Raw genomic sequence first — 23,747 nt, forward strand, 5'->3', positions numbered from 1 at the left:
GACACCTCTCTCCATAACTTTTTGGTTATCAAAATTCGTAACCACTTTCATTCCTAATAATCGCAGTGAAGACTTAGCTATGCATCAGCTTAGCTAAGTCTCCCCTTACCGTCATTTCTTATTTACCAGCGTATGCGTTTAATAGGTATTGGTTGATGGTTGCTTTAATTGATTCTAAGCGACCTGATTTGTTCTTGATTTCTTTAAGGTTTAATGCATGTTCTTCAAGTGATTTGAAGTCTGCTTTACCCTCTACGATATCTTTACCGATACCTTCTTTATAGCTTGCATAGCGGTCATCAATGATTTTTTCGAATACTTGATCTTCTACTAATTTGCTAGCTACTTTGTAACCAACCGCAAAGTGATCCATACCTGCAATATGTGCATGGAACAGGTCGTTTTGTTCAAATGAACCACGACGTACTTTGGCATCAAAGTTTAGACCACCTGACCCAAGTCCACCATTTTTGATGATTTCATACATAGCTAAAGTGATAGAGTAAATATCTGCAGGGAATTCATCAGTATCCCATCCTAATAACGGGTCACCTTGGTTCGCATCAACAGAACCTAATAATCCATTAACACGTGCATAACGAAGCTCGTGTTCGAATGTATGACCAGCAAGTGTTGCATGGTTTGCTTCGATATTTAATTTGAAGTGATCCTGCAATCCATATTTTAATAAGAAAGCATGTGCAGATTGAGAATCAAAATCATATTGGTGAGTTGTTGGCTCTTTTGGTTTTGGCTCAATTAAGAACTGTGCATCAAAGCCGATTTCTTTCGCATAATCTACTGCCATATGGAAGAATCGACCAAGGTTATCTTGCTCTAATCCAAGATCAGTGTTAAGTAATGTTTCATAACCTTCACGGCCACCCCAGAATACATAGTTTTCTCCACCAAGCTCTTTACCAATTTCTAACTGCTTCTTCACTTTAGCTGCTGCATATGCAAAAACATCTGCATTGCTAGAAGATGCTGCACCATGAACAAAACGTGGATTTGTGAAATTGTTAGCCGTGTTCCAAAGAAGTTTCACATCACTATCTTTCATGTGATCTTTAATCAGCGCAACAATGGTATCCAGGTTTTGATATGTTTCACGTAGTGTATTACCTTCAGGAGCAATATCTACATCGTGGAAACAGAAATATTTAGCACCGATTTTTTCGAAGAATTCAAATGCAGCTTCCACTCTTGCTTTGGCACGATCCATTCCATCATATTTGTCCCAGTTGCGAATCGCTGTACCTGTACCAAATGGATCTGATAAATCCTCAGTAAATGTGTGCCAGTAAGCTACACCAAAACGAAGAAATTCTTCCATTGATTTCCCGTTAATTTTCTCTTCTGGGTTATAAAATTTAAATGCAAGCGGATTACTTGACTTCGGTCCTTCATATTTAATCTTGTCAACGTTTTCAAACCATGTCATATATTCATACCTCCAAGTTATATCCATTTAGGATTTTGTTTTCGTGATTATTATAGCAACTCGTTCTAAGTTTGTCTAGCGAATAAACAAAGATTATAGAATTATTTTTTTGATTGTGTTAAAATGGTAATAATTTAATTCGTTAAGGAAAAGAGTGAGAAGATTGAGTCAAACGTGGAACCAGCATGTCGTAAAGAAAGAGAATAAAGCACTAGTTCTTAAAACAATTCAAGAAAGAGCACCTATCTCACGAGCAACAATCGCAAATGTAACTGGTTTAAATAAAGGAACTGTTTCGTCACTTGTAAGTGAACTAATCGATGAAAAATTAATCCATGAATCTGGTACAGGGAAATCGAGCGGTGGCAGACGACCAGTGATGTTACTTTTGAATGAAACTGCTGGATTTACTATTTCTGTTGATCTTGGTGTTAAAAGTATTTTAGGTGTGTTGACGGATCTTCGTGGTAACATTCTATCGGAGAAAAAAATCCGTTTCAAAAATGAAGATCTTGATAAAGTATTGGCATTGTTATATCAATTAATTGATGAATTAAAAAATGATGTGCCAGAGTCTGTATACGGAATTGTTGGTATTGGTGTCGGTGTACCAGGTGTAGTTACAATGGAAGGTGAAATCTTATTGGCACCAAACTTAGGTTGGAAAAAGGTCCCTCTTCAGCAAATTCTTATTGATCACTACAATGTCCCCGTTACTGTAGAAAATGAAGCAAATGCTGGGGCATATGGTGAAAAAGTTTACGGAGTCGGACAAAAGTCTGATGAACTAGTTTATACTAGTATCAGTGTCGGTATTGGTGTTGGCTTGATTTTAGAAGGAAAATTGTATAAAGGATTAAGAGGCTTCTCTGGTGAGCTCGGTCATATGACAATTGAAAAAGACGGAGAAGATTGCCGTTGTGGTAACAAAGGCTGTTGGGAGCTTTACGCTTCAGAACAAGCCTTGTTGGACCAAGCAGAAATAAATGGTTTTGACGACGCAACGCTTGAAAAATTGATTGATGCTGCTGATCAAGGTGACAGCCTAGCAATACAATTATTAGAAAGTGTTGGCGATTATTTAGGTGTTGGTATTACTAATATTATTCATATTTTTAATCCTGAGCAAGTTGTTGTTGGCAACACATTACGTCAAGCAGAAAGGTATATCATGCCTGCTATAGAAAAACGAATCGAGAAAAATGCCATTGGTTTTAACAAGAATGATGTGGTGTTAAACGTAGCTAAACTGAAGAAACATTCAACCGTAATGGGGATGGCTGCCTTTAATATCGAGAAGTTTTTTAAAGAAACTGGCAATGAACCTGTAGTGAATTAATTTGTTTACATTTTTATGCTTGTATACGCAGCTGGGACCATCTTGGTAGCTCCCTTTCATTCGTGGGCTACACAGGTCACATATTCAAGCTGCTTATCAAAAACTCCAGAGTTAGGTATCCTCTTCTATCTCGTTACATTACATTTTCCATTTCACTTATATCATCACCCCATTTAGGCTTTTCACATATGCTACATGGGGTGATGTCATGAATAAAGAATACAAGGAATATCTTGAAAGCTTGTTGAATTGGGGAGAAAAACTGAAACAAACTGTCTATGAAACTGGGCTTTCAGAAAATGAAAAAACACATGCAATACAACAGGTTGAGAAATGGCAAGAAAGTATTTATCAATTATTTGACGAAGAGCAAGGTGAAGCTAGTCAAGAAAGAATGTTAGATCTAAGAGCAGAAGGTGAAAGTCTTATACACGAAATCCAAGGTTCGTCCAATAGGGAGAGTGTGCCATACGGAAAGCACAAATTACCTCCATTGCCTTATGCATATAATGCGCTGGAACCTTATATTAGTGAACAAATTATGTGGTTACATCATACGAAACATCATCAGTCATATGTAGATGGATTAAATAAAGCCGAAGAAGCATTATATACCGGCAAAAAAGGTAAAGAACCGATCAAACATTGGCTACGAGAGCAAGCATTTCACGGTTCAGGCCATTATTTGCATACAATCTTCTGGTATAACATGACACCGAACAGTAAGAAAAAGCCATCTGGTCCTCTACTCAAGCAAATCGAAAAAGATTTTGGTTCATGGAACAGTTTTAAGACGTTATTTACGAAGGTTGCAGAATCAGTTGAAGGTAATGGTTGGGCTGTATTGTTGTGGTCACCGAGAAGTGGCAAACTAGCCATCCAATCATTTGAAAAGCATCAGCTATTTCAAGTACCGGATACCATTCCTTTATTAGTATTAGACGTTTGGGAACATGCATATTACCTACAGCACTATAATGACAAAGCATCTTATATAAAGAATTGGTGGAATGTAGTGAATTGGGATAATGTAAATGAAAGATTTAATAAAGCAAAAAATCTTAAATGGCAGTTATTCTAACAAAAAAAGTGATTTTATAAAAAATAATATCCGAACGATTATGCGATTTTCTACGATTAGAAATTGTTATCGTTCGGATTTTCCAATTGCATAATAGGAAGATAATGTTTCGGAACTTTGGTGCCAATTTTGAAATGGTGGGAACCGCTAAACATCCGCTCCGGCTGCCCGCTTTCCTTTCCGTGGGGTTTTAGCTTCAGCTAACTTTGCAAAGTTAGCTGAAGCCGAACTCACGATAAGCGCAGTATTCTGCCGAAGCGGTGACATAACACTTTCTACAAAAAGAACGGAAGAAAGCAAATCTAAAAAGTAACTTCTCCCATTTATTAATACGAATCTATCAAGCTATCATCTAGGCCTGGATATGTTTCTGATTCATCCTTTACTGCTTCTATTTCAATCAGCTTTACTTCATTTTTTGTTAACGAAAGATCTAGAGTTAATCCTTCACCCATTACGTCATATTGAGCCGATTCAAATAAAGGTATTGCACTTTGCTTTAATGTTTCAACTTGTGCCTTGGTCGGGAAGCGTGGACGTCCCATCTGCTGCCACACTTTCCATGGATTCGCATACGTTTCACTAATCGTTTGACTAGAAGCAAAATACTTCCCTTCACCAAGTGGTAAATGAATATCTACTGAACGGTTAAACTCTTCCCCTTTTTCCATTACTAAATTCCAGGCAATCAATACCATACTTCCATCTTCTTTTTCAGTTACAATCACTTGGTCATCTCGATATAGCAGTTTACTGCCCAAACGATTAAAAAAGGCAAATAAATGATAGGTTGGTTTACGTACATGCCCTAATCCCATTAAACCAAAACCACCATGGAATTGTGCTTTCGGTACATCCAATTCCTCAAAAACATCACTGAATGTCCAGTACGAGAATGAATCAACATAATCTCCGCCCTCACTTAGTATTTTCGCTAAGTAAGCCGCATTTAATGTTGTATCATGGACTGGATTTATTGGGCTGTATGATGTGTTGTATTCCGTGATATGAAAAGGAAGATCCGAATATTCGGACTCTTTAATCATCTGTCTAACATTTTTAAACTCATGCAACATCTTATCTGGTTCTGCTAGCTCCTGATAATAATAATCCGCTGTTACTTTATGCGGCGGTCTTGATGTATAAGCATGACGTGAAACAAAATCAACAGGCACATTTTCATTTTTACAAAATGTCAGAAAGTCTTTAATCCATTCATCTGAGCCACCACAAATAGCAGGTCCTCCGACTTCGATAGCAGGATCCACAGACTTAATGGCATTTACTGTCACTTGATATAATCTAAAGTATTCTTCTTTGTCAGCATCCTTCCAAAAGTTAACGAGGTTCGGTTCATTCCAGATTTCGAAAGGCCATGTGAGCACCTCTTCTAACCCGTAACGATCAATAAAATGCTGTGTCACTGCTTTGATTAAGGATTCCCATTTATGATAATCATTAGGCGGTGTGACATTACCTTCCCAGGCAAAAATGGTTTGATCGTCAGAAGCTAATAATTTCGGCATAAATCCAATTTCAATAAATGGCTTTAAGTTAAGTTCTAAGAAAGAATCAAAAATCCGATCTATATATGTAAAGTTATAAAAAGGCTTCTTCTCACCGTCTACTTCAACTTCTCGATAAATACCGATATCATCATGTAAGAGTCCGTGACCTCTTATATAGGAAAAGCCAATTTCTTGTTGTACCGTTTTTAAATGCTCCAGATATTCCTGTTGCAAAGCTAACCCTAAGCGACCTGTCCCGATACACTTTTTCCAATTATCCGGAAATATCCCATCACTTTCTTTATTCACCTGAATTGTGGTCAAACCCGATTCCTCCCTTTTTCCACCGCTTGGACAAATTCTTTTGCTTTATTGGTTAAACTGGCCAAATAGTTGTCTGTCATCTGGTTCGCATGCTTTACTAGTGTACTTCCTGCTCCAACTGCAACTGCTCCTGCCTCGATATAATCACTAGTATTATTGACATCCACACCACCTGTCGGCATTAACGGAATGTGAGGTAACGGACCTTTAATATCCTTGAAAAATCTTGGTCCAACTACACTGGCAGGAAAAACTTTAATCATATCAGCACCTTTTTCATATGCAGTTAAAATTTCGGTTGGCGTAAAAGCACCTGCAACAGATACAGCACCATACCGTTTCGTCATTTCAATCGTTTCTTCTCTTACTGTCGGCGAGAAAATAAACGATGCACCGGCCATTAAGGCTGCACGTGCTGTCTCTGCATCAAGTACAGTGCCTGCTCCTACCATCACCTCGTCACCTAGTTCATCTTTTACTTTCTCGATAAGTGTTAACACTTTTGGTGTTTCCACTGTAATTTCAAGCGATGTTACTCCACCATCGCGCAATGCTTTAGCAATTGGAATAATCGTTTCTGGTGTTGTTTTACGCATTACTGCCACTACACCAGTGTCTAGCATTCTTTGTAATACATTCATTGTATTCCACCTACCTTTTGACATCGACATTATTTTGCTGGAACATAAACTGATGTAATTCTTCGTTATCTGGCAAACCTTCGTAATCACCCTTCACTTGTGTTTGCATGGCTCCTACAGCATTTGCCCGCTTTACAGCATCGGATAACGAAAGGTGATCTAGCATACCGGATAAAAAACCTGCCACAAAACCATCACCAGCACCAACTGGATCAACTACTTGTTTAACTGGAAAGCCTTCGATATATCCACTTTCATTTTTGGTCTGAAGGTATGCACCTTTTTCTCCAAGCTTAATGATAACCGTTTCACAACCACGAGCTAAAAAATGATCAGCTGCTTGTTGTGGGTCAGTTTCATCAAATAAAAAAGCTGCTTCTTCTAAACCTGGTAAAACAATATCTGATAACGCCACCATTTCCGTTAAAATGATTCTTGCTTTTTCTTCTGACCACAGCTTACGGCGTAAATTAGGGTCAAATACCACTTGGACCTGATTCTTGCGAGCCAGTTTCATCATGTTAATCACCGTTTGATAGGCAGAATCACTTAAAGCTGGAGTTATCCCGGTGACATGAAGATACTTTGCCTTCTTTATATAATTTTCATCAATATCATCTGTCTGGATAGTACTTGCTGCAGATCCTTTGCGATAATAACTGACGCGGATATCCTCAGGATTACGAATCTCTTTAAAATAAAGACCAGTTGGAAAGTCAGGATCTCGCTTTACATGGCTGACATCAATTCCTTCTCCACGCACCGTATTTAAAATATACGTACCAAATTCATCTTGTCCAAGCTTACTGATCCAACCTACATTATGACCAAGGCGAGCCAGACCAATTGCGACATTAGTCTCAGCTCCACCCACATTTTTAGTAAAAGTTTCGGCAAAGCGCATCATTGGACTGGATACCGGTGTAAAAACGACCATTGATTCGCCAACAGTTATGACATCTTGCATGACTACACCCCACTATATGCCATGAACCCGCCATCAACCGGAATACAAGTACCGGTAACAAAGCCGCTTGCTTCTTCATCAACAAGCCACAGCAAAGTTCCTAATAAATCCTCCGGTGAGCCTAGGCGTCTCATTGGTGTGTGATCAATTATTTTCTGCATACGTGGTGTCGGGGAACCATCTTGATTGGTTAGAAGCGGTCTGTTTTGATCTGTTAGAAAGAACCCAGGAGCAATCGCATTGACACGAACATTCGCTTCCGCCATATGAACAGCTAGCCATTGCGTAAAGTTGTTGATCGCTGCTTTGGCAGCACTATAGGCTGGTACTTTTGTCATTGGACTTGGTGCACTCATCGACGAAATGTTGATAACGGTTGTTTTTCGTTCCACCATCCGTGCAGAAAAGATCTGTGTCGGAATTAACGATCCGATAAAATTCAAATTAAAAACAGATGAAAAACCTTCTGTCGTCATATCAAAGAACGTCCGTATCGAAGGATCTGACATTTCTTCTTTTTCGAATTTTTCATTTGCGGTAGTTCCATCAGGGTGATTACCGCCTGCACCATTAATCAGTACATCACATGCACCGTATTGCTGAAATACTTTCTCTTCAGCAGCGATTACCGCATCACGATCCAGTACATCACAGCCAATTGCCAGTGCTTCTCCACCCTGTTCTTTAATATCACTCACAACTTTTTCTGCTTTTTCATAGGTACGATTCAATATCGCTACCTTCATCCCTTGGCGTGCTAATTCCTTGGCCATTGCGCCACACAATACACCGCCGCCACCGGTAACTACTGCTACTTTATCTTTCAAATTCGTATGGATTGGTAACATTTGATTCATCCTTTCCTTTGACTAATTGATAGGCATCCCATAACCCCCATAAGTACATAATGCCTAGCGCCCGGTCGTATAATCCATAACCTGGCCTGGATTGTTCATTCCAAATATGACGACCATGATCAGGTCTCGTGTAGCCATCAAAGCCTATATCATGATAGGCTCTGACAATTCTATTAATATCAATTGAGCCATCATTGGCACGATGAGATGTTTCAATAAAATCACCGTTTTCATATAATTTCACATTACGAATATGAGCAAAATGAATGTGATCCTGAAATTCACGAATCATCGAGATAATATCGTTATCCCTTCGTACCCCTAATGCCCCTGAACATAAGGTAATACCATTATATTTACTAGGAACTAAATTCAAAATCTCACGAAGACGCTGCTGTGTAGTTACAATCCGTGGAAGCCCAAAGATTTCCCACGGCGGATCATCCGGATGAATCGCTAATTTGATATCATATTCCTCACAAACCGGAATTACTTTTTCTAAAAAGTATCGTAAATGATCGATTAAATCATCTTCTGTCACATCTAGATATGCTGCAAATAAATCCTTCAGAGTCTCTAAACGTTCCGGTTCCCATCCTGGCATTGTATAATCGGGATTTGCAGCAATTTTTTCGACTAATTCTAGTGGATCCATATCTGTTACTTTTGCCTTTTCATAGAATAGTGCTGTTGATTGATCAGGTAAAGAACCAAATAAATCAGTTCTTACCCAATCAAAAACAGGCATGAAATTATAACAAATTACTTTTACATCTACTGAAGCTAAATTTTTGATTGTTTCTATATAATTAGTAATATATTGATCGCGATCAGCGCGACCTAGTTTAATAGATTCGTGAATATTGACACTTTCCACTACATCTAGATGCAATCCGTATCGCTCTACTTGCTTTTTGATTTCTTGTATCCGCGCCTTTGGCCAGATTTCACCTGGGGGAATATCATGCAATGCCCAAACAACACCTTCCACACCCGGAATTTGTTTAATTTGAGGTAAGGTTACACTATCATTTCCTTCACCAAACCATCGAAAAACCATTCGCATGTTGTCACATCCCTTCTTTAGTAGATGGTTCGTGCATGTTGATCAGCGATACCTGATTTCCGGTAAAAATAAGTATTGATCTGATCACGCCATTCTTTAGCATTCTCCAACTGTCGCTCTAAACGACTCTTTACATTTTCAAAACGATCAATATCAACATGTTTGCTTAAACCATTCCATTGATCAATTAACCCTTCCACTTGTTTAAAACCTTGGAAATGAGTGTCATAAATATGTTGAATAACCGTCTTTCCACTTTTCAACGTATACTTGTATGGTACATGGTGAAAAAATAAAAGAAGTTCGTCTGGAACTTGCTCTAAATCGTTATAAACTGTTTGATGTGGTTCTTGATATTGTTCGGTATAACCGGTTCCTGTCTCTTTCGTACGATCAACGCCAATTCCATCACGATCAGCGAAGTGGTAGGTTCCCCATTTGGAATACTCATAACCATCAATGTTAGGTCCGTAATGTACGCCAGGTGTTACCATCCAACCTACTCCAAGCGGTGCAGTGTAATTTTCATAGATTTCCCAAGAGCTTAATAGCATATCTTCGATTGTGTTTAAGACTATTTCGTACGTACCAAATGTCTGCTTAATCCACTCCCGCGCTATTTGTTCTGAAGATAACGATGGATCCCAGATCAAACGCCCATACCCATAAAGATTTGCTTGCGCTAATGTATTACCTGTCCAGTTTTCATCATCACCTATGTTAGAAACAGCAGCTACCCCACTGTATTTATAGTGATGAATATTCCCAGCAACGATTTCTTCAACCGTTGTGCCTTCTCCTTTTATATACGTATCAAAAGCAAAAACTTCCTTCCACTGCGGTATTAAAAAGCATAAATCTATTTGTTGCCCGGTATATTCTTGGGCTACTTGAAACTCAATCATTTGATTCGTATTCGGCATTGCCCCAATTAAAGGTGATACAGGCTCTCGTACTTGAAAATCCATAGGGCCGTTCTTCACTTGTAAAATAACATTTTCATGAAAACGTCCATCCAATGGCTTAAAGTGATCATAAGCAGCTCTTGCCCGATCCGTAGATCGATCACGCCAGTCTTGTAGGTGGTTATACACAAAGCAGCGCCAGATAACTTTACCTTGAAATGGTTCTAGAGCTTCCGCTAACATATTCGAACCATCAGCATGGTCACGATCATATGTAAAAGGACCAGGTCTGTTTTCTGAATCCGCTTTAACCACAAATCCACCAAAATCAGGAATGTAATCATAGATTTCTTTTACTTTTTGCTTCCACCAATTTTTCACGTCTCTATCAAGCGGATCTGCCGTACCAAGATCTCCAATTGCCATTGGACTAGCAAAATTAATACTGAGATAAAGCGTGACACCATAGGAACGGAAAATACTAGCAATCTCTTGTATTTCAGGAAGATATTTTTTCGTAATAAAAAAGGTTTCCTCTTTCCAAACATTTACATTGTTTATCGAAATTGCATTGATACCGACAGAAGATAAAAATCTCGCATAGTCTTTGATTCTCGTTTTATCTTCGACAAATTGATTATTTTGATAGAAAATCGATTGTCCAGAATAACCTCTCTCAATACTACCGTCAAAGTTATCCCATTGATTCAACATGCGAAATTGATTTTTCGGCTGTTCCACTACACTTAATTGTCTGATATCTTCATTTTGTTGCATTAATCTTAACAAGTGGTGTACACCATACAGGACTGCAACATCTGAATTACCAGTAATGATTAGTTGCTTTTCACTAGAAATAATCATATAAGCTTCATCATTCATATCTGTTAATTTCGATTGCTGATAGTTATCTAAAAGTTGTGTCATATCATTTTTGTTACCGATTACAATGTTACTTGTAAAAACATCTTCAGAAATCGTTAACTCCATGTCAAGCATTTGTGGCACAGCTGCTTGTAATTCCTCCTGAGCAGCTTGTACCTGCAGACCATCACTTAACACACTGAGTTGCATAAAGAAATGTTGATATTGCTCTTTTAATTTGCTGTCTGTTATTGGCTGATATTGCAGCCACATATTATATTTTTTGCTATTCATAGCTACTCTCCTTCTCTTTTTATACAAAGTATTCGGGATTTTGGTCTTTGAGCTGATCTTTTTCTATTTCCACTAGCTGCAAATGTTCCATCGCTGCTTTTTCGGCTCTTTCCGTATCTCTATCAGATATTGCTTCAAAAATATTGCGATGCTGGGCTACGATGATTTTCCAATCATGATTTACAGAAAGACGTAACAAACGCAAACGGTCAAATTGAACATTCATTCGTTTTACCATATGCCATGTTCTATGTTTGCCACAACCTTTATACATTAACTGATGAAATTCATCATCCAGTTCAAACAAACGTTGATAAGACCCTTTCTCTAATGAAAACTCCTGTAGCGTTAAGTTTGATTCCATTTGTAGTAAATCTTCTTTTTTAATAGTTTCAGCTGCTTCTCTAACAATTGCTTTTTCAATATTTTCCCTTACAAAACGTCCTTCTTCAACTAATGCTAAATTTATTTTGGTCACGATCGTACCAATTTGCGGATAAACACCTAACAATTCTTCTTGGTTTAATTGTAGAAAAGCTTCTCTTACTGGAGTTCTGCTAACATTTAACTTATCTGATATTTCCTTTTCAGACAACTTTGTTCCCGGGGCAATTTCCCCATTCATAATTTGTGTTTTGATCGTGTTATACACATAATCTCGTGACGATCCTCTTGTTCTTTGACTTTGTGGGACCATTTCTACACCTTCTTTATACTAGTATGGTAGTTTGTATTATACGCTTATTATTACTAAATTTCAACATTGAAGCTTACTTATTCCTCATATTTCCATAATATTCTCCATTCTTGATCCTCTTCCGCCAAAAGAACGGTTTGATCAATTTCTAAATAACCATATTTACTCTGATAAATATAAGTTGCCGTAAGTCGGTAAACTGTTTGGGTATTCGCAAGATTAGTGTTTAATTGGTAATTTTCTATTTTTACCGGTTCACTTAACGTAAAGTCAAACGTATCAACACCAAAGTGATTAAGAAATACGTGGGCACGGTCCTGAATATAATCACTTTTGTCAAACCTATTCTTCATTGACGAATGGAACATCTCCCAGGAGTTTGAAAAATCTCCCTTCTGTTCGTATTCGTAAAACTGTGTCGCGACTTTTTCGACTTCTCGTTCTGTAGAAAAGAAATAAGTAATGGCATAAATAATGAACGTAACAAAAACTAAAGAAAATATTGCGCCTAACAACCATATTATTTTACTGTTCCTTCGAAAATTAGAACGACGAAATTTCATTTAATCACCCATTTTTCAAATTATAATCCGTTAAAAAAGCCTTTAGTTAAGCATATTCGGTACTGTAAAATTTAGTATCAACATTATTTGACTTAAAATAGTACTTAAGACCTATTGTAATCGCTTACTAAATTTTATATAATGAAATCGGTTACATTAATTGTTGTTGTGTACATATACTGTTCACATCTTTCTGAGGTGTGGATACATGTACAGTATTTTGATTCAAAATAGATTGTCCCCCTTTGCATCCTATACATATAGGGTGCCTTTTTTTTGTTAATCAACTTGGGTTATTATCCCTGTGTAAGTGTATAAATAACGCATTTGAATCACTCATATGGTTGTAATACCTATATGCTTCTTCTGATAATAGTTATAGAAAAAGCTATAGCGGAGGCAGCCGAAGCGATTTCCTTACATACGATAACTTTCATCATAAAGTGAGACTTCCATCAATGGGGGTTTTACGGACGATTAGCACCGTGATAAACAACATCACTAGTCAACGATATCTTTATTTATGACACTTTTTAACCGTGAATAGAGATCAAAATGCTGTGATACCAACGTTTATATGCTTTCCTACCTTATAAGAAAAGCGTAGAGCGCCCGCCTAGAAACGTAGCGACTGGAGCTAATCAACTGAGATAAAGGAATCACGGTGAGCTTGCGAACCGATGATGACTTATCGTAGGGCAATTCGTGAAGTCGCCTAGTTTTTGGGCGCTCGGAGCTAGACATCCGCCCAAATTTTCTTGTATTATAAAAAAGACAATCAAATGAATGATTGCCTTGTTAACTCTTTTGGTCTCTAATCTTTTAAATTAACCAGTTGGTTAGTTATCCGTTCTTGTTCTTTTTCTGCCACTTCACTTGAAATAATCTCTTCTTTAAGCAAATTATCGATAGCTTCGTATTCTGCATATAAGGAATGTTTTTGAAGAATGGATTGCTGCTTGTCTTTAAGGTCAGGATATTTATGCAGAAGCCTTGTTATTTCATTTTTTAAATCTGCCAGCTTCTGTTCATATTGATTTACGATGTCCTTTGATACTGTATCAGTTATAAGTAAGTTCTTTTTCACTTTATTTATTTCCATTATAGCAGTCTCGAATCGATATCTTTCTGCTATTAATTCTTCATATTCCTGATTTCCTTCTTCTTTTTTATTAACACCTAATAAAGATAACAGTGGTTTAATGGAAAGTCCTTGGACGACCAAGGAGAACAAGACAACACTAAAAGCTAAAATCAAAATCTCCTCGCGACCCGGAAAATCTCTAGGTAAACTTAGAACTAGTGCAATTGATAAAGAGCCTTTTAAACCACCCCAATTGATGATATGCTTCCATGGAGTTGGAAAATTCTTAATGAATAATAAGCTTGTATATACCGCTACACTTCTCGCGATTAATACTAGGATAATAGCGATAATTATTAATCCCCATTTATCAAAAAAGTTAATTCTTGTAATTTCTAATCCTACCATTAAAAACACGAGAGAATTGGCTAATAATGCCGCTACATCCCAAAAGTTATTAATATTTAATTTTGTCGTTGGACTCATCCCGATTTTTGCTCCATAGTTTCCAAAAATAAGTGCTGCAACAACAACAGCGATGACACCAGAAGCATGGACACTCTCAGCAAGTAAGAAGGCACCGTAAAAAAGGATAATACTAAAAATTATTTCCAAAGGATAGTCATCAAAGTATTTCGTTAATAGCGAAAATCCATAACCAAGTGCTCCACCTATCATAAGACCGAGTGATACAACTGTGATGAACTCCCATATCCCATGGCCTAATCCTGCAAACCCTTGATCGATATATGATAGTAAATAAAAAGCAGATATATTAAATAGAACAACTGCCAATCCATCATTAAATAAACTTTCCCCTTCAATAACCGTAGCAAGCCTTTTCTTAACGCCTACACTTTTAAAGATTGATAAAACACTTACCGGATCGGTTGCACTCATAAGCGCTGCAAAAACGAAAGCAGTGGGCAGTGAGAAATCAAACAGCCACATAGTGGAAAAACCAATGATAAGAGTAGACAAAAAAGTTCCACCAAATGCGAGCGCTAAAATAGGCTCCTTATTTTCCTTCAAATGTGAGAACGGAAGTTTTAACGCAGCTTCTCCTAGCAATGCTGGTAAGAAAAGCGTAATAATGACAAAATTAAAAATTTCCCCTTCCGTTATAAATTCCTTGAGAGGTTCTAAAACAGGAATTTTTGCAAGACCAATGATAGCTCCAACAATTACTAGTGCAATTGGGTAAGGTTTTTTAAATTTCTTAGCTATAGCCGTAATTCCAGCAGCAATCATAACTAAAATAAGACCAAGTTCAAATATATGATGTAAATCTAATTCATTCAAAGCTTTCCACCCCTTTGAGTAAATAAATGCACTTAATATGTTATCCAACTTTCTAACTGTTAAACATGTAATGATCGACCTCATTCAAATTCATCACCATTTTACCTTAAAACATTTCATATAAGGCTTTACTACTGAATTGTGTTGGTATTAATTTTTATAGATCGGCATTCTTATGTTTCTTGAAGCAAAGTCATTCGTTAGTATATATTAAGAACTGTATTTACTACTTAAACTTTTTAAAAAATCTATTTTTTTAATATCTTTATTATTATTTTTATCTGCTCGATAACTATCCTTAGAAGAAGACTGGTAAACACTTAAGTATTGCTCAGAATTTAATAAGTAATACTTTACGCCACCCTCATGATGCATTTCTAAATCCTCTAATTGTACTCCTGCGAAATTTGGTAAAGTATCAATAATACCAAACTCTACAGATAACCCCTCTCTAGAAAACTCATGTTCATGTAAATCAATTAGTTTATATTGCATTGAATTCATGATTGTCACAATATCAATCCAGTTATGTATAGATAATTCAGGTGGCACTTCCCACCCTTTTTTATTACCAGGTACATGAATATCTAAGTCTTGGGCATCCCAGTTCTTTCCTGTAATGACCTCCAATCCAACCGAACCCATTAACAATGGAATAATTTCAATATCATTTAGTTTTTTTGCAATTTTAATAAACTCATCAAACTTGCGATTATCCATTTTCTCCTCCATTTTTTCTTGATTTTTCCATAACTATATTAAACTAACCTTACAAATTGCACAAGTAAGTCATAAAAAAAGACGATCATTTGATAATCGCCATGTTTAACTCTTAAATTAAATGACTTATTTTAACGTTTCCATTGCCTTAACCAATTTGTTATTGTTTTCTTCACTACCTTCTACATAAAAGACTAACACGTTTTGAATAGGAAACATTTGTGTTGTTCTAACGATACTTTAGCTGTCTTTTCTTCAAAATCATCCATACCCTTTTCTCTTGCATTGACTGTTGGAAATTGTTAAATAGATAGAGTTGTGCCATCAATAAAATATGCTTTTGGTGACACGCCATTTAATTCTTGAATAAAAGCATTCACACTTGGCAAATCTCCTGCTGCTAATTCTAAGCCTTGCTCAGTTATAGCAGTTTTAACCTCATCTAACGTTATTTCAGAAGTTTTGACGACAGATGGTTCTTCTGCTTCATGTTGACTACAAGCACCAAGAACAGAAATGATGAATACAAAAAGGAATAATATTCTTTTTATCATTTAAACCCCCCTTACCTTATAAAAAGAACTTTAGACCTTTTTAAGCAATCTTGCGTTGTAAAATAAGAAGTTTTCGTTCCTTTCACTATTTATCTCTTGTATATTCATAGTTTTTATCTATATTATAACAAAAAAGAGCATCAAATTCTGTAAAATTCAATGCTCCGTTCCTATAACATTGTTAATGTTTAAACACCTAAACAGAACTACGTTTTCAAGCAAGTGATCCTGAGTTATTCTTAGTGTGCTTCTACTGGTTTAATAAATCTTTCATCATTTTGGTGGAAAACTTTTTCTTTAATAAATGGAATAACATATCTGTCTAATCCAAATCTACCTGCGTTATAGCCAGCTACAAGTAAGAATAAAGTAAGTAAGATCATTTGAGCATTTGTGCTGACTGTACCACTGAATAAGAATGCAAAGTTCATCATGATTCCCATTAATGCAGCAAAATTAGTAAATAAACCAAGTATAAGCGCGATACCTACTAGAAATTCTCCCCACATTACGAGGAATGTAAATATGTCTGCTCCTGGAATCGCGACTGTTTCTAAAAATGCTGCCCACCAGCCTTGAACAGCTGGATGCTCACCAGTAGCATTTGCAACAGCACCATGTAAAAATTCACTTGCATCAAATTCTCCACCTGTAATTTTACCCCATCCACCTGTCATCCAGTTATACCCTAAATACATTCTGATAAAAGTTAACAGTCCAGCAACGACTTTGTTATTTCTTAATAAGTTTACAAACATTTTCAACACTCCTTTTTATTGTTCAATACTTCACATAAATAAATTTAATTTGTTACTACTTGCTTCATTTGATTTCTTTTTTTCTGTGCCATTTGACGAATAAACGGAATTACAAAACGATCTAAACCAAATCTAGCTGCGTTAAAGCCTGCTGCTAATAAAAATGCTGTCAATAAAATCATTTGAGCATTTGTGCTGACTGTACCACTAAATACAAATGCAAAGTTCATCACAATTCCCAACATTGCAGCGAAATTTGTGAAGATTCCAAGAATAAGTGCTACACCTACTAAGAATTCTCCCCACATAACTAAGAAGCTAAATACATTTGCTCCCGGTATTGCCACATTTTCGAGAAATGTTGCCCACCAGCCTTGGACTGCAGGATGATCACCACCTGCTTTGGCAACTGCTCCTTGTAAAAAACCAGATGCATCAAAACCTCCTGTTATTTTACCCCAACCAGATGTCATCCAAGTGTACCCTAAATAAATACGAATAATTGCTAGAAAAGCTGAGACATAACGATTGTTTCTTAAGAATTCCAAAAACATTTTTCCCACTCCTTTTTGTTCAATGATTCACATTATTTGATGTGTTGTTTATCTTTATTACACTTACATCATATCATTTTCTTAACCCTATTCAACAATATTGTTCACCATTTCACATTTTGGTCAAATTTTTGTGTCAGACTTGTGACATTGATTCCTTTTTCGGTTATGCTAAAGATACATGCTTTCATTATCAAGGGATAAACTATCATTTATAACGAAAGAGAGATGAGGTGTTAGAAAATGAAATATCGCAGGCTTGGAAAAACAGGTTTAGATGTTTCTGTAGTCGGTATCGGCACATGGCAATTCGGTGGTGAATGGGGAAAAGACTTTACTCAAACGGAAGTTGATCTTATTCTTGACCAAGCAAAACAAGAAGGGATCAACCTGATTGACACTGCAGAATGCTATGGAGATCATTTATCTGAACAATTTATCGGTGATTATTTAAGTCGAAGCAATCGTGAACAATGGATTGTTGCAACAAAATTCGGTCACCATTTTCATCGTAATTTTGAACGTACACGCCATTGGTCTGCTGAAGAAGTGTTGAAACAATTAGATGATTCCTTGAAATCATTAAAAACAGATTACATTGATGTTTATCAAGCACATTCTTGTACTGACGAAGAATTTAATAATGATGAACTATGGACAATGCTGGATAAACAGAAACAGGCAGGTAAAATAAGACACTTGGCCGTTTCATTAGCTGGAAATGAAGATAACTATCAGACTGATAAAGCAACAGAGGTCGGAGCTGAAGCGATTCAAGTTGTTTATAACCGTCTAGACCGTTCTCCAGAAGAAAAGATATATCCTTCTGCCATCAAGCAGGATTTAGGAGTTTTAGCGCGAGTTCCTTTAGCCAGTGGTTACTTAAGTGGTAAATATAAACCAGGCTCTACATTTGATAAAAATGACGTACGTTCCAGACATGATCGTGAAAAAACAGACCGTTTATTAAGAATGGTAGAAGAAATAGCTCGGTATGAAGTTCCTGATAATGTAAATATGGCAAGTTGGGCACTTGCATGGTGTTTAAAACACGATGCAGTGACTACTGTTATCCCTGGATGCAAAAATCCAGATCAAGTGATTTCTAACGCGAAAGCAGCTGATTTAGATATTGTTTCAGAAACTCATCCACTAGCGAGATGACAAAAGATAAAAGGCAAGAGCTTCATTTTTGCGAAGTTCTTGCCTTTTGCTATTATTATCCACCATATACATCGTGACGAACAGTATCGGTGTTATTTTCATTGCTGTCGGAGCTTTCATCATTATCTTGATAATTGTAATTATTATTATCGCCTAGTTCTACTTGCTCGGTTCCTTCAAATTGCTCGTCTTCATTTTCTTGTTCAGCTGTATCATCAATTTCTTCCTCATCTTCCACCTCTTCATCTTCTTCACTTTCATTCTCTTCCTGACTTATTATTTCTAATTTATTTGGTAAAGACATATTCATTAAATTGGAAGTTTTTGATTGATGAAGAGTATAATCATGCTGCTGAATAGAATTGTTATTAAAAACTGTTTTGCCATCAAAATAACTTTTAACAAACCATCCTATACCAATTAGTAAGGTAATTCCTAGTGCAATTGTAATGTATACGGCCATTGAATCTTGACTATTTCTCAGGGCTCTCCCCTCCAAACGTTACATCATTCATACTACTAAATTACCATTGAAAGATAAAAATGTAAATAAATCTAATGAAGACCTGTACAAAAATATTTTTCACTTCTAGGTCAATTGTAATATTCGATCTTTATATTGGTAGAACCAATCATAATCTCTGTATTACAATGAAGGAGTGTACCTTTATAAAAGATACACTCCTTCTCCCCATCCTTATCTGTTTTTACACATGTTTTGCAAAGCTTTGCTTGACCTCTTTTAATACGTCATTCCCATCGCGATCCCATAATGATTGATTAATGATCTCAACCTCAATCGGACCATGGTACCCTGCCTCTTCTACTGCTTTTCTCATTCTGTTGATTTCGATCACACCGTCTCCCATCATGAAACGGCCTTTAAACATATCATCCATCGGTACTTTCCAGTCAGATACATGAAATCCTAAAATCCTTCCTTTTGCCCGTTCGATTTCAACATAGAGATTAGGATCCCACCAAACATGGTAGACATCAACAATTACTCCTACTTCACTTGGATGATATTTTTCAGCGATAGTAGTTGCTTGATTCATCGTGTTGATCACTGATCTGTCTGCCGCAAACATCGGATGTAATGGTTCAATTGCAAGTTTCACACCGTGATCTTTTGCAAAAGGTACTAATGTGTCAATCCCCTCTGCTACTTGTTCTCTTGCCATATCAATATCTTTGTCGGCACTTGGCCCGCAGACTAATACTAGAGTATCCGTTCCTAATTCAGCTGCCTCTTCTACTGCTCGTTTATTGTCATCAATTCTTTCTGCTCTTTCTTTTGCAGTTGCTGCCGGAAACATACCGCCTCGGCATACACTGGATACTTGTAAACCAGCATCCTTAATCAATCGCTTAGATTTTTTCAATCCGATTTCCTCTATTTTATGACGCCAAACAGAGATCCAAGGGACATCATGACGAACACAACCTTCTATCGCTTCCTGTAAATTCCACTGTTCCGTTGTGATTTGATTCAAACTGAGACGACTCATTAATTTCTCATCTGTCATCGTGTACCCTCCTGCTTGACACCTGCTAATTCTAACGTCAGACGCATTCTTTCTGTCGCTAACTCCGGATTTCTTAATAAGCCAGCTTCATCTGCCATAACAAACAAATCAGATAAATGAATGATCGACCGCGCACTTTCTTTGCCACCTATCATTCGGAAATGGTCTTGATGACCATTTAGATATGCCATAAAGACAACACCTGTTTTATAAGAAAAAGTTGGTGCTTGGAAAATATGACGGGATAATGGTACTGTTTTTTCTAACAATTGATCATATTTTGCGATATCACCTGCGTCTAAAGCATGCATAGCTGCCGCTGCTGCCGGAGCTATCGCATCAAAAATTCCTAACAAAGCATGACTGTATCCTTGTTCATCACCCTTGATTAACTCTGGATAATTAAAGTCATCCCCAGTATACATTCTTACACTTTCTGGTAGGAGGCGACGCATCTCGATTTCTTTTTGATCATCTAAAAGGGAAATCTTAATTCCATCTACTTTTGCTTCATTATCACGGATAATTTGTAGACAAACTTTCATCGCTTCATCCAAATCTTCATGTCCCCAGTACCCATTTAGTGCTGGGTCGAACATATCACCTAACCAGTGTAAAATAACCGGTTGTGATACATTTTGCAAAATCTTATTGTACACACGCTGATAATCCTCAGGCCCTTTTGCACAAGCAGCAAGTGCCCGGCTCGCCATTAAAATTATTTTTCCACCTTCACCCTCGACAAATGAAACCTGCTCTTCATATGCTCTTTCCACGTCTTCTAGTGTTACGGAAGGAGATGGTTCTAAATGGTCTGTTCCAACACCACTCGCGATATTACCACCAACCGATTTTGCTTCTTTCATCGAGCGTGAAATTAATTCTTTTGCACCTTCCCAGCTTAACCCCATTCCACGTTGTGCGGTATCCATTGCTTCTGCAACGGATAGTCCGAGTGACCATAAATAATGGCGATATTCCATTGTTTTATCCCAATCAATCTGAGAATTAAGAGTTGGATCAGCATCTGCTAATGGATCAGCAACCACATGGGCAGCTGAAAATGCAGTTCTTTTTTCAAAAGGTTTATCCGTTGGAATATCAAAAGGTGTAAAATTACTAGGTTCATAAGTATATAGTTTACGTTGCTTATTCGGCAAAATTAACTTTGTCATTTGTGTACCTCCTTACAATTTGATATCTGGTACCTCTACCCAGCGTCTTTCTTCCCAAGATTGTAAACCAAGATCAGAAAGCTGTGTACCTTTCGCTCCTTCAAGTAGATCCCAAGGAAATTCCTCATCTGCAAATACATGCTTCAGGAATAACTCCCATTGTACTTTGAAACCATTGTCAAACACATCATTCGTTGGTACTTCCTGCCATTGAGACTGGAAATCAAACGGGTTTTCAATATCCGGATTCCATGTTGGTTTAGGCGTATTTACACGGTGCTGTACTTTACAATCACGAAGTCCTGCAACCGCACTACCTTCTGTACCATCAACCTGAATCGTTAGTAAGTCATCACGGTTCACACGTACTGCCCAAGAAGAGTTTGCTTGAACAATAACACCATTATCTAACTCAAATGTTCCATATGCTGCATCATCTGCAGTTGCTTTGTAGGTTTCACCATTTTCATCGACACGCTCTGGGATATGAGTAGCACCTAAACATGATACTGATTTGACATTACCAAACAGGTTATCAATAACATAGCGCCAGTGAGCAAACATATCAACGATAATACCACCACCATCTTCTTTACGGTAGTTCCATGATGGACGTTGACCTTCTTGCCAGTCGCCTTCAAATACCCAATAACCGAATTCCATTCTTACTGATAACATTTTTCCAAAGAATCCGGAATCGATAAGGCGCTTTAATTTTAATAGACCAGGCAAAAATAATTTATCTTGTACGACACCATTTTTTACGCCTGCTTCATTCGCTAATTTTGCTAATTCGATTGAACCTTCTAAATTAGTAGCAGTTGGCTTTTCACAATAGATATGTTTCCCAGCTGCTATTGCTTTTTTAATGCTTTCTGCACGTCTTACGGTAGTTTGCGAGTCAAAATAGATTTCATTGTAATCATTCGCAAGTTCTGCTTCTAAATCTGTTGAATAACGCTCAATTCCATGTGCTTCTGCCAACGCTTTCAATTTCTTTTCATTACGACCAACTAAAATTGGGTCAGGCATCAATGTATCTTCATTTTTTAATAGAACGCCACCTTGTTCTCTGATTGCTTTAATAGAACGAATTAAGTGCTGATTCGTTCCCATCCTTCCTGTTACTCCATTCATAATAATTCCAATTTTATGTTCTGCCATTCTCTTTTCCCCTTTCAGTTGCTTAATTACCCTTAGTTTAGCGCAATAAAAAAAATTCGTCTTATTAATCTAAGAACGAATTTCTTAAAATCGGAAATGAATTTGGAATGAGCTGATCAACTTCGATGGATTCTCTATCAACTTTGGCATGTTCTCTATCAACTACAGTGGATTCTCTATCAACTTTGGTATGTTCTCTATCAACTTTGACAACTTCTCTATCAACTATAGTAAGCTCTCTATCAACTTCAGTGGTTTCTCTATCAACTTCATCCTTTTTCCGGAAGCTTATCAATGTGTTGTTGTTTTGTTCGATATTTGTGGGGGGATATTTCCGTACTATTTTTAAAAGATCGATAAAAAGTGGAGATTGATTCAAATCCTACCTCAAAACAGATCGAGGCAATGTCTTTATCTGTCTCGACTAACATTTTCTTAGCCAAACCTATTCGTACTTCGGTTAAGTATTGCATCGGTGTCATTTTGTATGTATCTTTGAAAATAGTATTCATATGTCTCGTGCTTATTCCCAGCCGTGATGCCAAGTCTTCTGCATGGATCCAGTCAAAATAGTGTGAATCAATATAATCCTTTAATCTCTCTGCCCTCAGGCTATTCGCATCGACCTTTTCATTATTTTTTTCACCACGTGCTATTAATAGTAGAAGTTGAGATAAATATGTTCGTAAGGCTGTCTCCTGATGAAGGCTTTGATGAGCTTGTTCATAGAGTATTGTACGTAGCAACTGACGAACTTCACTACTATTAAAAGGATTTAAACCTATAAATTTAGATTCATATAATGTTTTCTCAAATAAGTCTGTATTCGTTCCATCCTTAATCCGCCTGTCAAAGGCAAGCACCAAGACAGTTAATTTGTGATCTGAGATAATGGCATGTGGTGTCAGTGGTGTAATAAAAGTTAAATGATCTTGTTCAAGAAGATATTCTTTACCATCTAAGATAATTTTGCCTGTCCCTTCAAGTGCATAAAGAAGTTGATAAACTTGGTGATGATGTTCTTCAATACGGTCACCAGCATGATGCTTACTTTCATATAGTTGTATACCAAATGGATCGATCCGAATATCTTTTAGCATGAAACTTCCTCCACATTTCAGATTTTTTTGTTCAGTTTTCCAGTAATTCATAATCATCTACTGCGAAAAGATGGAAGTTATGATATATTGCTA

General features: G+C 37.0%; 22 protein-coding genes. 3 read left to right on the forward strand and 19 right to left on the reverse strand.

The features are described 5' to 3' along the window. Positions 1-118 precede the first annotated feature (118 nt). Positions 119-1,444, reverse strand: coding sequence for a xylose isomerase (xylA, locus tag ACTWP4_RS16385; RefSeq protein ID WP_443129862.1), 1,326 nt, complete (start codon positions 1,442-1,444; stop codon positions 119-121). Positions 1,445-1,607: 163 nt separating this feature from the next. Here xylA and ACTWP4_RS16390 point away from each other — a divergent pair, with 163 nt between their 5' ends. Next, positions 1,608-2,783: an ROK family transcriptional regulator gene (locus tag ACTWP4_RS16390; RefSeq protein ID WP_443129863.1), complete on the forward strand. Its 1,176-nt coding sequence runs from the start codon at positions 1,608-1,610 to the stop codon at positions 2,781-2,783. Between the two features lie 208 nt (positions 2,784-2,991). Further along, complete coding sequence (locus tag ACTWP4_RS16395; protein WP_443129864.1) at positions 2,992-3,864, forward strand: superoxide dismutase; 873 nt, start codon at positions 2,992-2,994, stop codon at positions 3,862-3,864. 326 nt (positions 3,865-4,190) lie between these two features. Here ACTWP4_RS16395 and ACTWP4_RS16400 read toward each other — a convergent pair whose 3' ends face one another. From ACTWP4_RS16400 to ACTWP4_RS16460, 13 genes are all read right to left on the reverse strand, one after another. Beyond that, positions 4,191-5,696, reverse strand: a complete 1,506-nt coding sequence (locus ACTWP4_RS16400; protein ID WP_443129865.1) for a GH39 family glycosyl hydrolase — start codon at positions 5,694-5,696, stop codon at positions 4,191-4,193. Then, on the reverse strand, positions 5,693-6,337 hold the full coding sequence (locus ACTWP4_RS16405; RefSeq protein WP_443129866.1) for a bifunctional 4-hydroxy-2-oxoglutarate aldolase/2-dehydro-3-deoxy-phosphogluconate aldolase: 645 nt from the start codon (positions 6,335-6,337) through the stop codon (positions 5,693-5,695). The genes ACTWP4_RS16400 and ACTWP4_RS16405 overlap by 4 nt, the downstream gene beginning before the upstream one ends. 10 nt (positions 6,338-6,347) lie before the next feature. Next, positions 6,348-7,304 carry a sugar kinase gene (locus tag ACTWP4_RS16410; protein WP_443129867.1) on the reverse strand — a complete coding sequence of 319 codons (957 nt, stop codon included), beginning with the start codon at positions 7,302-7,304 and terminating at the stop codon, positions 6,348-6,350. 2 nt (positions 7,305-7,306) lie between these two features. Beyond that, positions 7,307-8,152: an SDR family oxidoreductase gene (locus ACTWP4_RS16415; protein ID WP_443129868.1), complete on the reverse strand. Its 846-nt coding sequence runs from the start codon at positions 8,150-8,152 to the stop codon at positions 7,307-7,309. Then, positions 8,121-9,227, reverse strand: coding sequence for a mannonate dehydratase (gene uxuA / locus ACTWP4_RS16420; RefSeq protein ID WP_443129869.1), 1,107 nt, complete (start codon positions 9,225-9,227; stop codon positions 8,121-8,123). The genes ACTWP4_RS16415 and uxuA overlap by 32 nt, the downstream gene beginning before the upstream one ends. Before the next feature lie 17 nt (positions 9,228-9,244). Continuing rightward, positions 9,245-11,290, reverse strand: a complete 2,046-nt coding sequence (locus tag ACTWP4_RS16425) for an alpha-glucuronidase family glycosyl hydrolase (RefSeq protein WP_443129870.1) — start codon at positions 11,288-11,290, stop codon at positions 9,245-9,247. A 19-nt stretch (positions 11,291-11,309) separates the two neighbouring features. Continuing rightward, a complete protein-coding gene (locus tag ACTWP4_RS16430) occupies positions 11,310-11,987 on the reverse strand; it encodes a GntR family transcriptional regulator (protein ID WP_443129871.1) in 678 nt (225 codons plus the stop codon). A gap of 77 nt (positions 11,988-12,064) precedes the next feature. Next, positions 12,065-12,550, reverse strand: a complete 486-nt coding sequence (locus ACTWP4_RS16435; protein ID WP_443129872.1) for a hypothetical protein — start codon at positions 12,548-12,550, stop codon at positions 12,065-12,067. An 814-nt stretch (positions 12,551-13,364) separates the two neighbouring features. Further along, entirely contained in the window at positions 13,365-14,936 is a 1,572-nt protein-coding gene (locus tag ACTWP4_RS16440; protein ID WP_443129873.1) for a Na+/H+ antiporter, read from the reverse strand. Positions 14,937-15,146: 210 nt separating this feature from the next. Next, positions 15,147-15,656: a phosphoribosylanthranilate isomerase gene (locus ACTWP4_RS16445; RefSeq protein ID WP_443129874.1), complete on the reverse strand. Its 510-nt coding sequence runs from the start codon at positions 15,654-15,656 to the stop codon at positions 15,147-15,149. A 302-nt stretch (positions 15,657-15,958) separates the two neighbouring features. Further along, complete coding sequence (locus ACTWP4_RS16450; protein ID WP_443129875.1) at positions 15,959-16,210, reverse strand: hypothetical protein; 252 nt, start codon at positions 16,208-16,210, stop codon at positions 15,959-15,961. A 239-nt stretch (positions 16,211-16,449) separates the two neighbouring features. Beyond that, the gene (locus ACTWP4_RS16455) at positions 16,450-16,968 is read right to left on the reverse strand and encodes a DoxX family protein (protein ID WP_443129876.1); all 519 of its coding nucleotides are present in this window, start codon (positions 16,966-16,968) and stop codon (positions 16,450-16,452) included. Positions 16,969-17,012: 44 nt separating this feature from the next. Next, entirely contained in the window at positions 17,013-17,522 is a 510-nt protein-coding gene (locus ACTWP4_RS16460; protein ID WP_443129877.1) for a DoxX family protein, read from the reverse strand. 243 nt (positions 17,523-17,765) lie between these two features. Between ACTWP4_RS16460 and ACTWP4_RS16465 the strand changes: the two genes are divergently transcribed. Next, positions 17,766-18,686 carry an aldo/keto reductase gene (locus tag ACTWP4_RS16465; RefSeq protein ID WP_443129878.1) on the forward strand — a complete coding sequence of 307 codons (921 nt, stop codon included), beginning with the start codon at positions 17,766-17,768 and terminating at the stop codon, positions 18,684-18,686. A gap of 55 nt (positions 18,687-18,741) precedes the next feature. Here ACTWP4_RS16465 and ACTWP4_RS16470 read toward each other — a convergent pair whose 3' ends face one another. The 5 genes from ACTWP4_RS16470 to ACTWP4_RS16490 form a co-directional block, all read right to left on the reverse strand. Next, a complete protein-coding gene (locus ACTWP4_RS16470) occupies positions 18,742-19,149 on the reverse strand; it encodes a hypothetical protein (protein WP_443129879.1) in 408 nt (135 codons plus the stop codon). A 244-nt stretch (positions 19,150-19,393) separates the two neighbouring features. Then, on the reverse strand, positions 19,394-20,215 hold the full coding sequence (locus tag ACTWP4_RS16475) for a sugar phosphate isomerase/epimerase family protein (protein ID WP_443129880.1): 822 nt from the start codon (positions 20,213-20,215) through the stop codon (positions 19,394-19,396). After that, positions 20,212-21,390 carry a dihydrodipicolinate synthase family protein gene (locus ACTWP4_RS16480; RefSeq protein WP_443129881.1) on the reverse strand — a complete coding sequence of 393 codons (1,179 nt, stop codon included), beginning with the start codon at positions 21,388-21,390 and terminating at the stop codon, positions 20,212-20,214. The genes ACTWP4_RS16475 and ACTWP4_RS16480 overlap by 4 nt, the downstream gene beginning before the upstream one ends. 12 nt (positions 21,391-21,402) lie before the next feature. Continuing rightward, complete coding sequence (locus ACTWP4_RS16485; protein ID WP_443129882.1) at positions 21,403-22,554, reverse strand: Gfo/Idh/MocA family protein; 1,152 nt, start codon at positions 22,552-22,554, stop codon at positions 21,403-21,405. 269 nt (positions 22,555-22,823) lie between these two features. Further along, complete coding sequence (locus tag ACTWP4_RS16490) at positions 22,824-23,654, reverse strand: AraC family transcriptional regulator (RefSeq protein ID WP_443129883.1); 831 nt, start codon at positions 23,652-23,654, stop codon at positions 22,824-22,826. Between the last annotated feature and the right edge of the window lie 93 nt (positions 23,655-23,747).

Source organism: Gracilibacillus sp. D59 (assembly GCF_052246695.1).
Lineage (GTDB): Bacteria > Bacillota > Bacilli > Bacillales > Amphibacillaceae > Gracilibacillus.

What these genes read in the sequence shown, in the direction of transcription:
- xylA (WP_443129862.1), bottom strand. Translation starts at nt 1,444, where the DNA reads ATGACATGGTTTGAAAACGTTGACAAGATTAAATATGAAGGACCGAAG.
- ACTWP4_RS16395 (WP_443129864.1), top strand. Translation starts at nt 2,992, where the DNA reads ATGAATAAAGAATACAAGGAATATCTTGAAAGCTTGTTGAATTGGGGA.
- ACTWP4_RS16405 (WP_443129866.1), bottom strand. Translation starts at nt 6,337, where the DNA reads ATGAATGTATTACAAAGAATGCTAGACACTGGTGTAGTGGCAGTAATG.
- ACTWP4_RS16410 (WP_443129867.1), bottom strand. Translation starts at nt 7,304, where the DNA reads ATGCAAGATGTCATAACTGTTGGCGAATCAATGGTCGTTTTTACACCG.
- ACTWP4_RS16415 (WP_443129868.1), bottom strand. Translation starts at nt 8,152, where the DNA reads ATGTTACCAATCCATACGAATTTGAAAGATAAAGTAGCAGTAGTTACC.
- uxuA (WP_443129869.1), bottom strand. Translation starts at nt 9,227, where the DNA reads ATGCGAATGGTTTTTCGATGGTTTGGTGAAGGAAATGATAGTGTAACC.
- ACTWP4_RS16425 (WP_443129870.1), bottom strand. Translation starts at nt 11,290, where the DNA reads ATGAATAGCAAAAAATATAATATGTGGCTGCAATATCAGCCAATAACA.
- ACTWP4_RS16430 (WP_443129871.1), bottom strand. Translation starts at nt 11,987, where the DNA reads ATGGTCCCACAAAGTCAAAGAACAAGAGGATCGTCACGAGATTATGTG.
- ACTWP4_RS16435 (WP_443129872.1), bottom strand. Translation starts at nt 12,550, where the DNA reads ATGAAATTTCGTCGTTCTAATTTTCGAAGGAACAGTAAAATAATATGG.
- ACTWP4_RS16445 (WP_443129874.1), bottom strand. Translation starts at nt 15,656, where the DNA reads ATGGATAATCGCAAGTTTGATGAGTTTATTAAAATTGCAAAAAAACTA.
- ACTWP4_RS16450 (WP_443129875.1), bottom strand. Translation starts at nt 16,210, where the DNA reads ATGATAAAAAGAATATTATTCCTTTTTGTATTCATCATTTCTGTTCTT.
- ACTWP4_RS16455 (WP_443129876.1), bottom strand. Translation starts at nt 16,968, where the DNA reads ATGTTTGTAAACTTATTAAGAAATAACAAAGTCGTTGCTGGACTGTTA.
- ACTWP4_RS16460 (WP_443129877.1), bottom strand. Translation starts at nt 17,522, where the DNA reads ATGTTTTTGGAATTCTTAAGAAACAATCGTTATGTCTCAGCTTTTCTA.
- ACTWP4_RS16465 (WP_443129878.1), top strand. Translation starts at nt 17,766, where the DNA reads ATGAAATATCGCAGGCTTGGAAAAACAGGTTTAGATGTTTCTGTAGTC.
- ACTWP4_RS16470 (WP_443129879.1), bottom strand. Translation starts at nt 19,149, where the DNA reads ATGGCCGTATACATTACAATTGCACTAGGAATTACCTTACTAATTGGT.
- ACTWP4_RS16475 (WP_443129880.1), bottom strand. Translation starts at nt 20,215, where the DNA reads ATGACAGATGAGAAATTAATGAGTCGTCTCAGTTTGAATCAAATCACA.
- ACTWP4_RS16480 (WP_443129881.1), bottom strand. Translation starts at nt 21,390, where the DNA reads ATGACAAAGTTAATTTTGCCGAATAAGCAACGTAAACTATATACTTAT.
- ACTWP4_RS16485 (WP_443129882.1), bottom strand. Translation starts at nt 22,554, where the DNA reads ATGGCAGAACATAAAATTGGAATTATTATGAATGGAGTAACAGGAAGG.
- ACTWP4_RS16490 (WP_443129883.1), bottom strand. Translation starts at nt 23,654, where the DNA reads ATGCTAAAAGATATTCGGATCGATCCATTTGGTATACAACTATATGAA.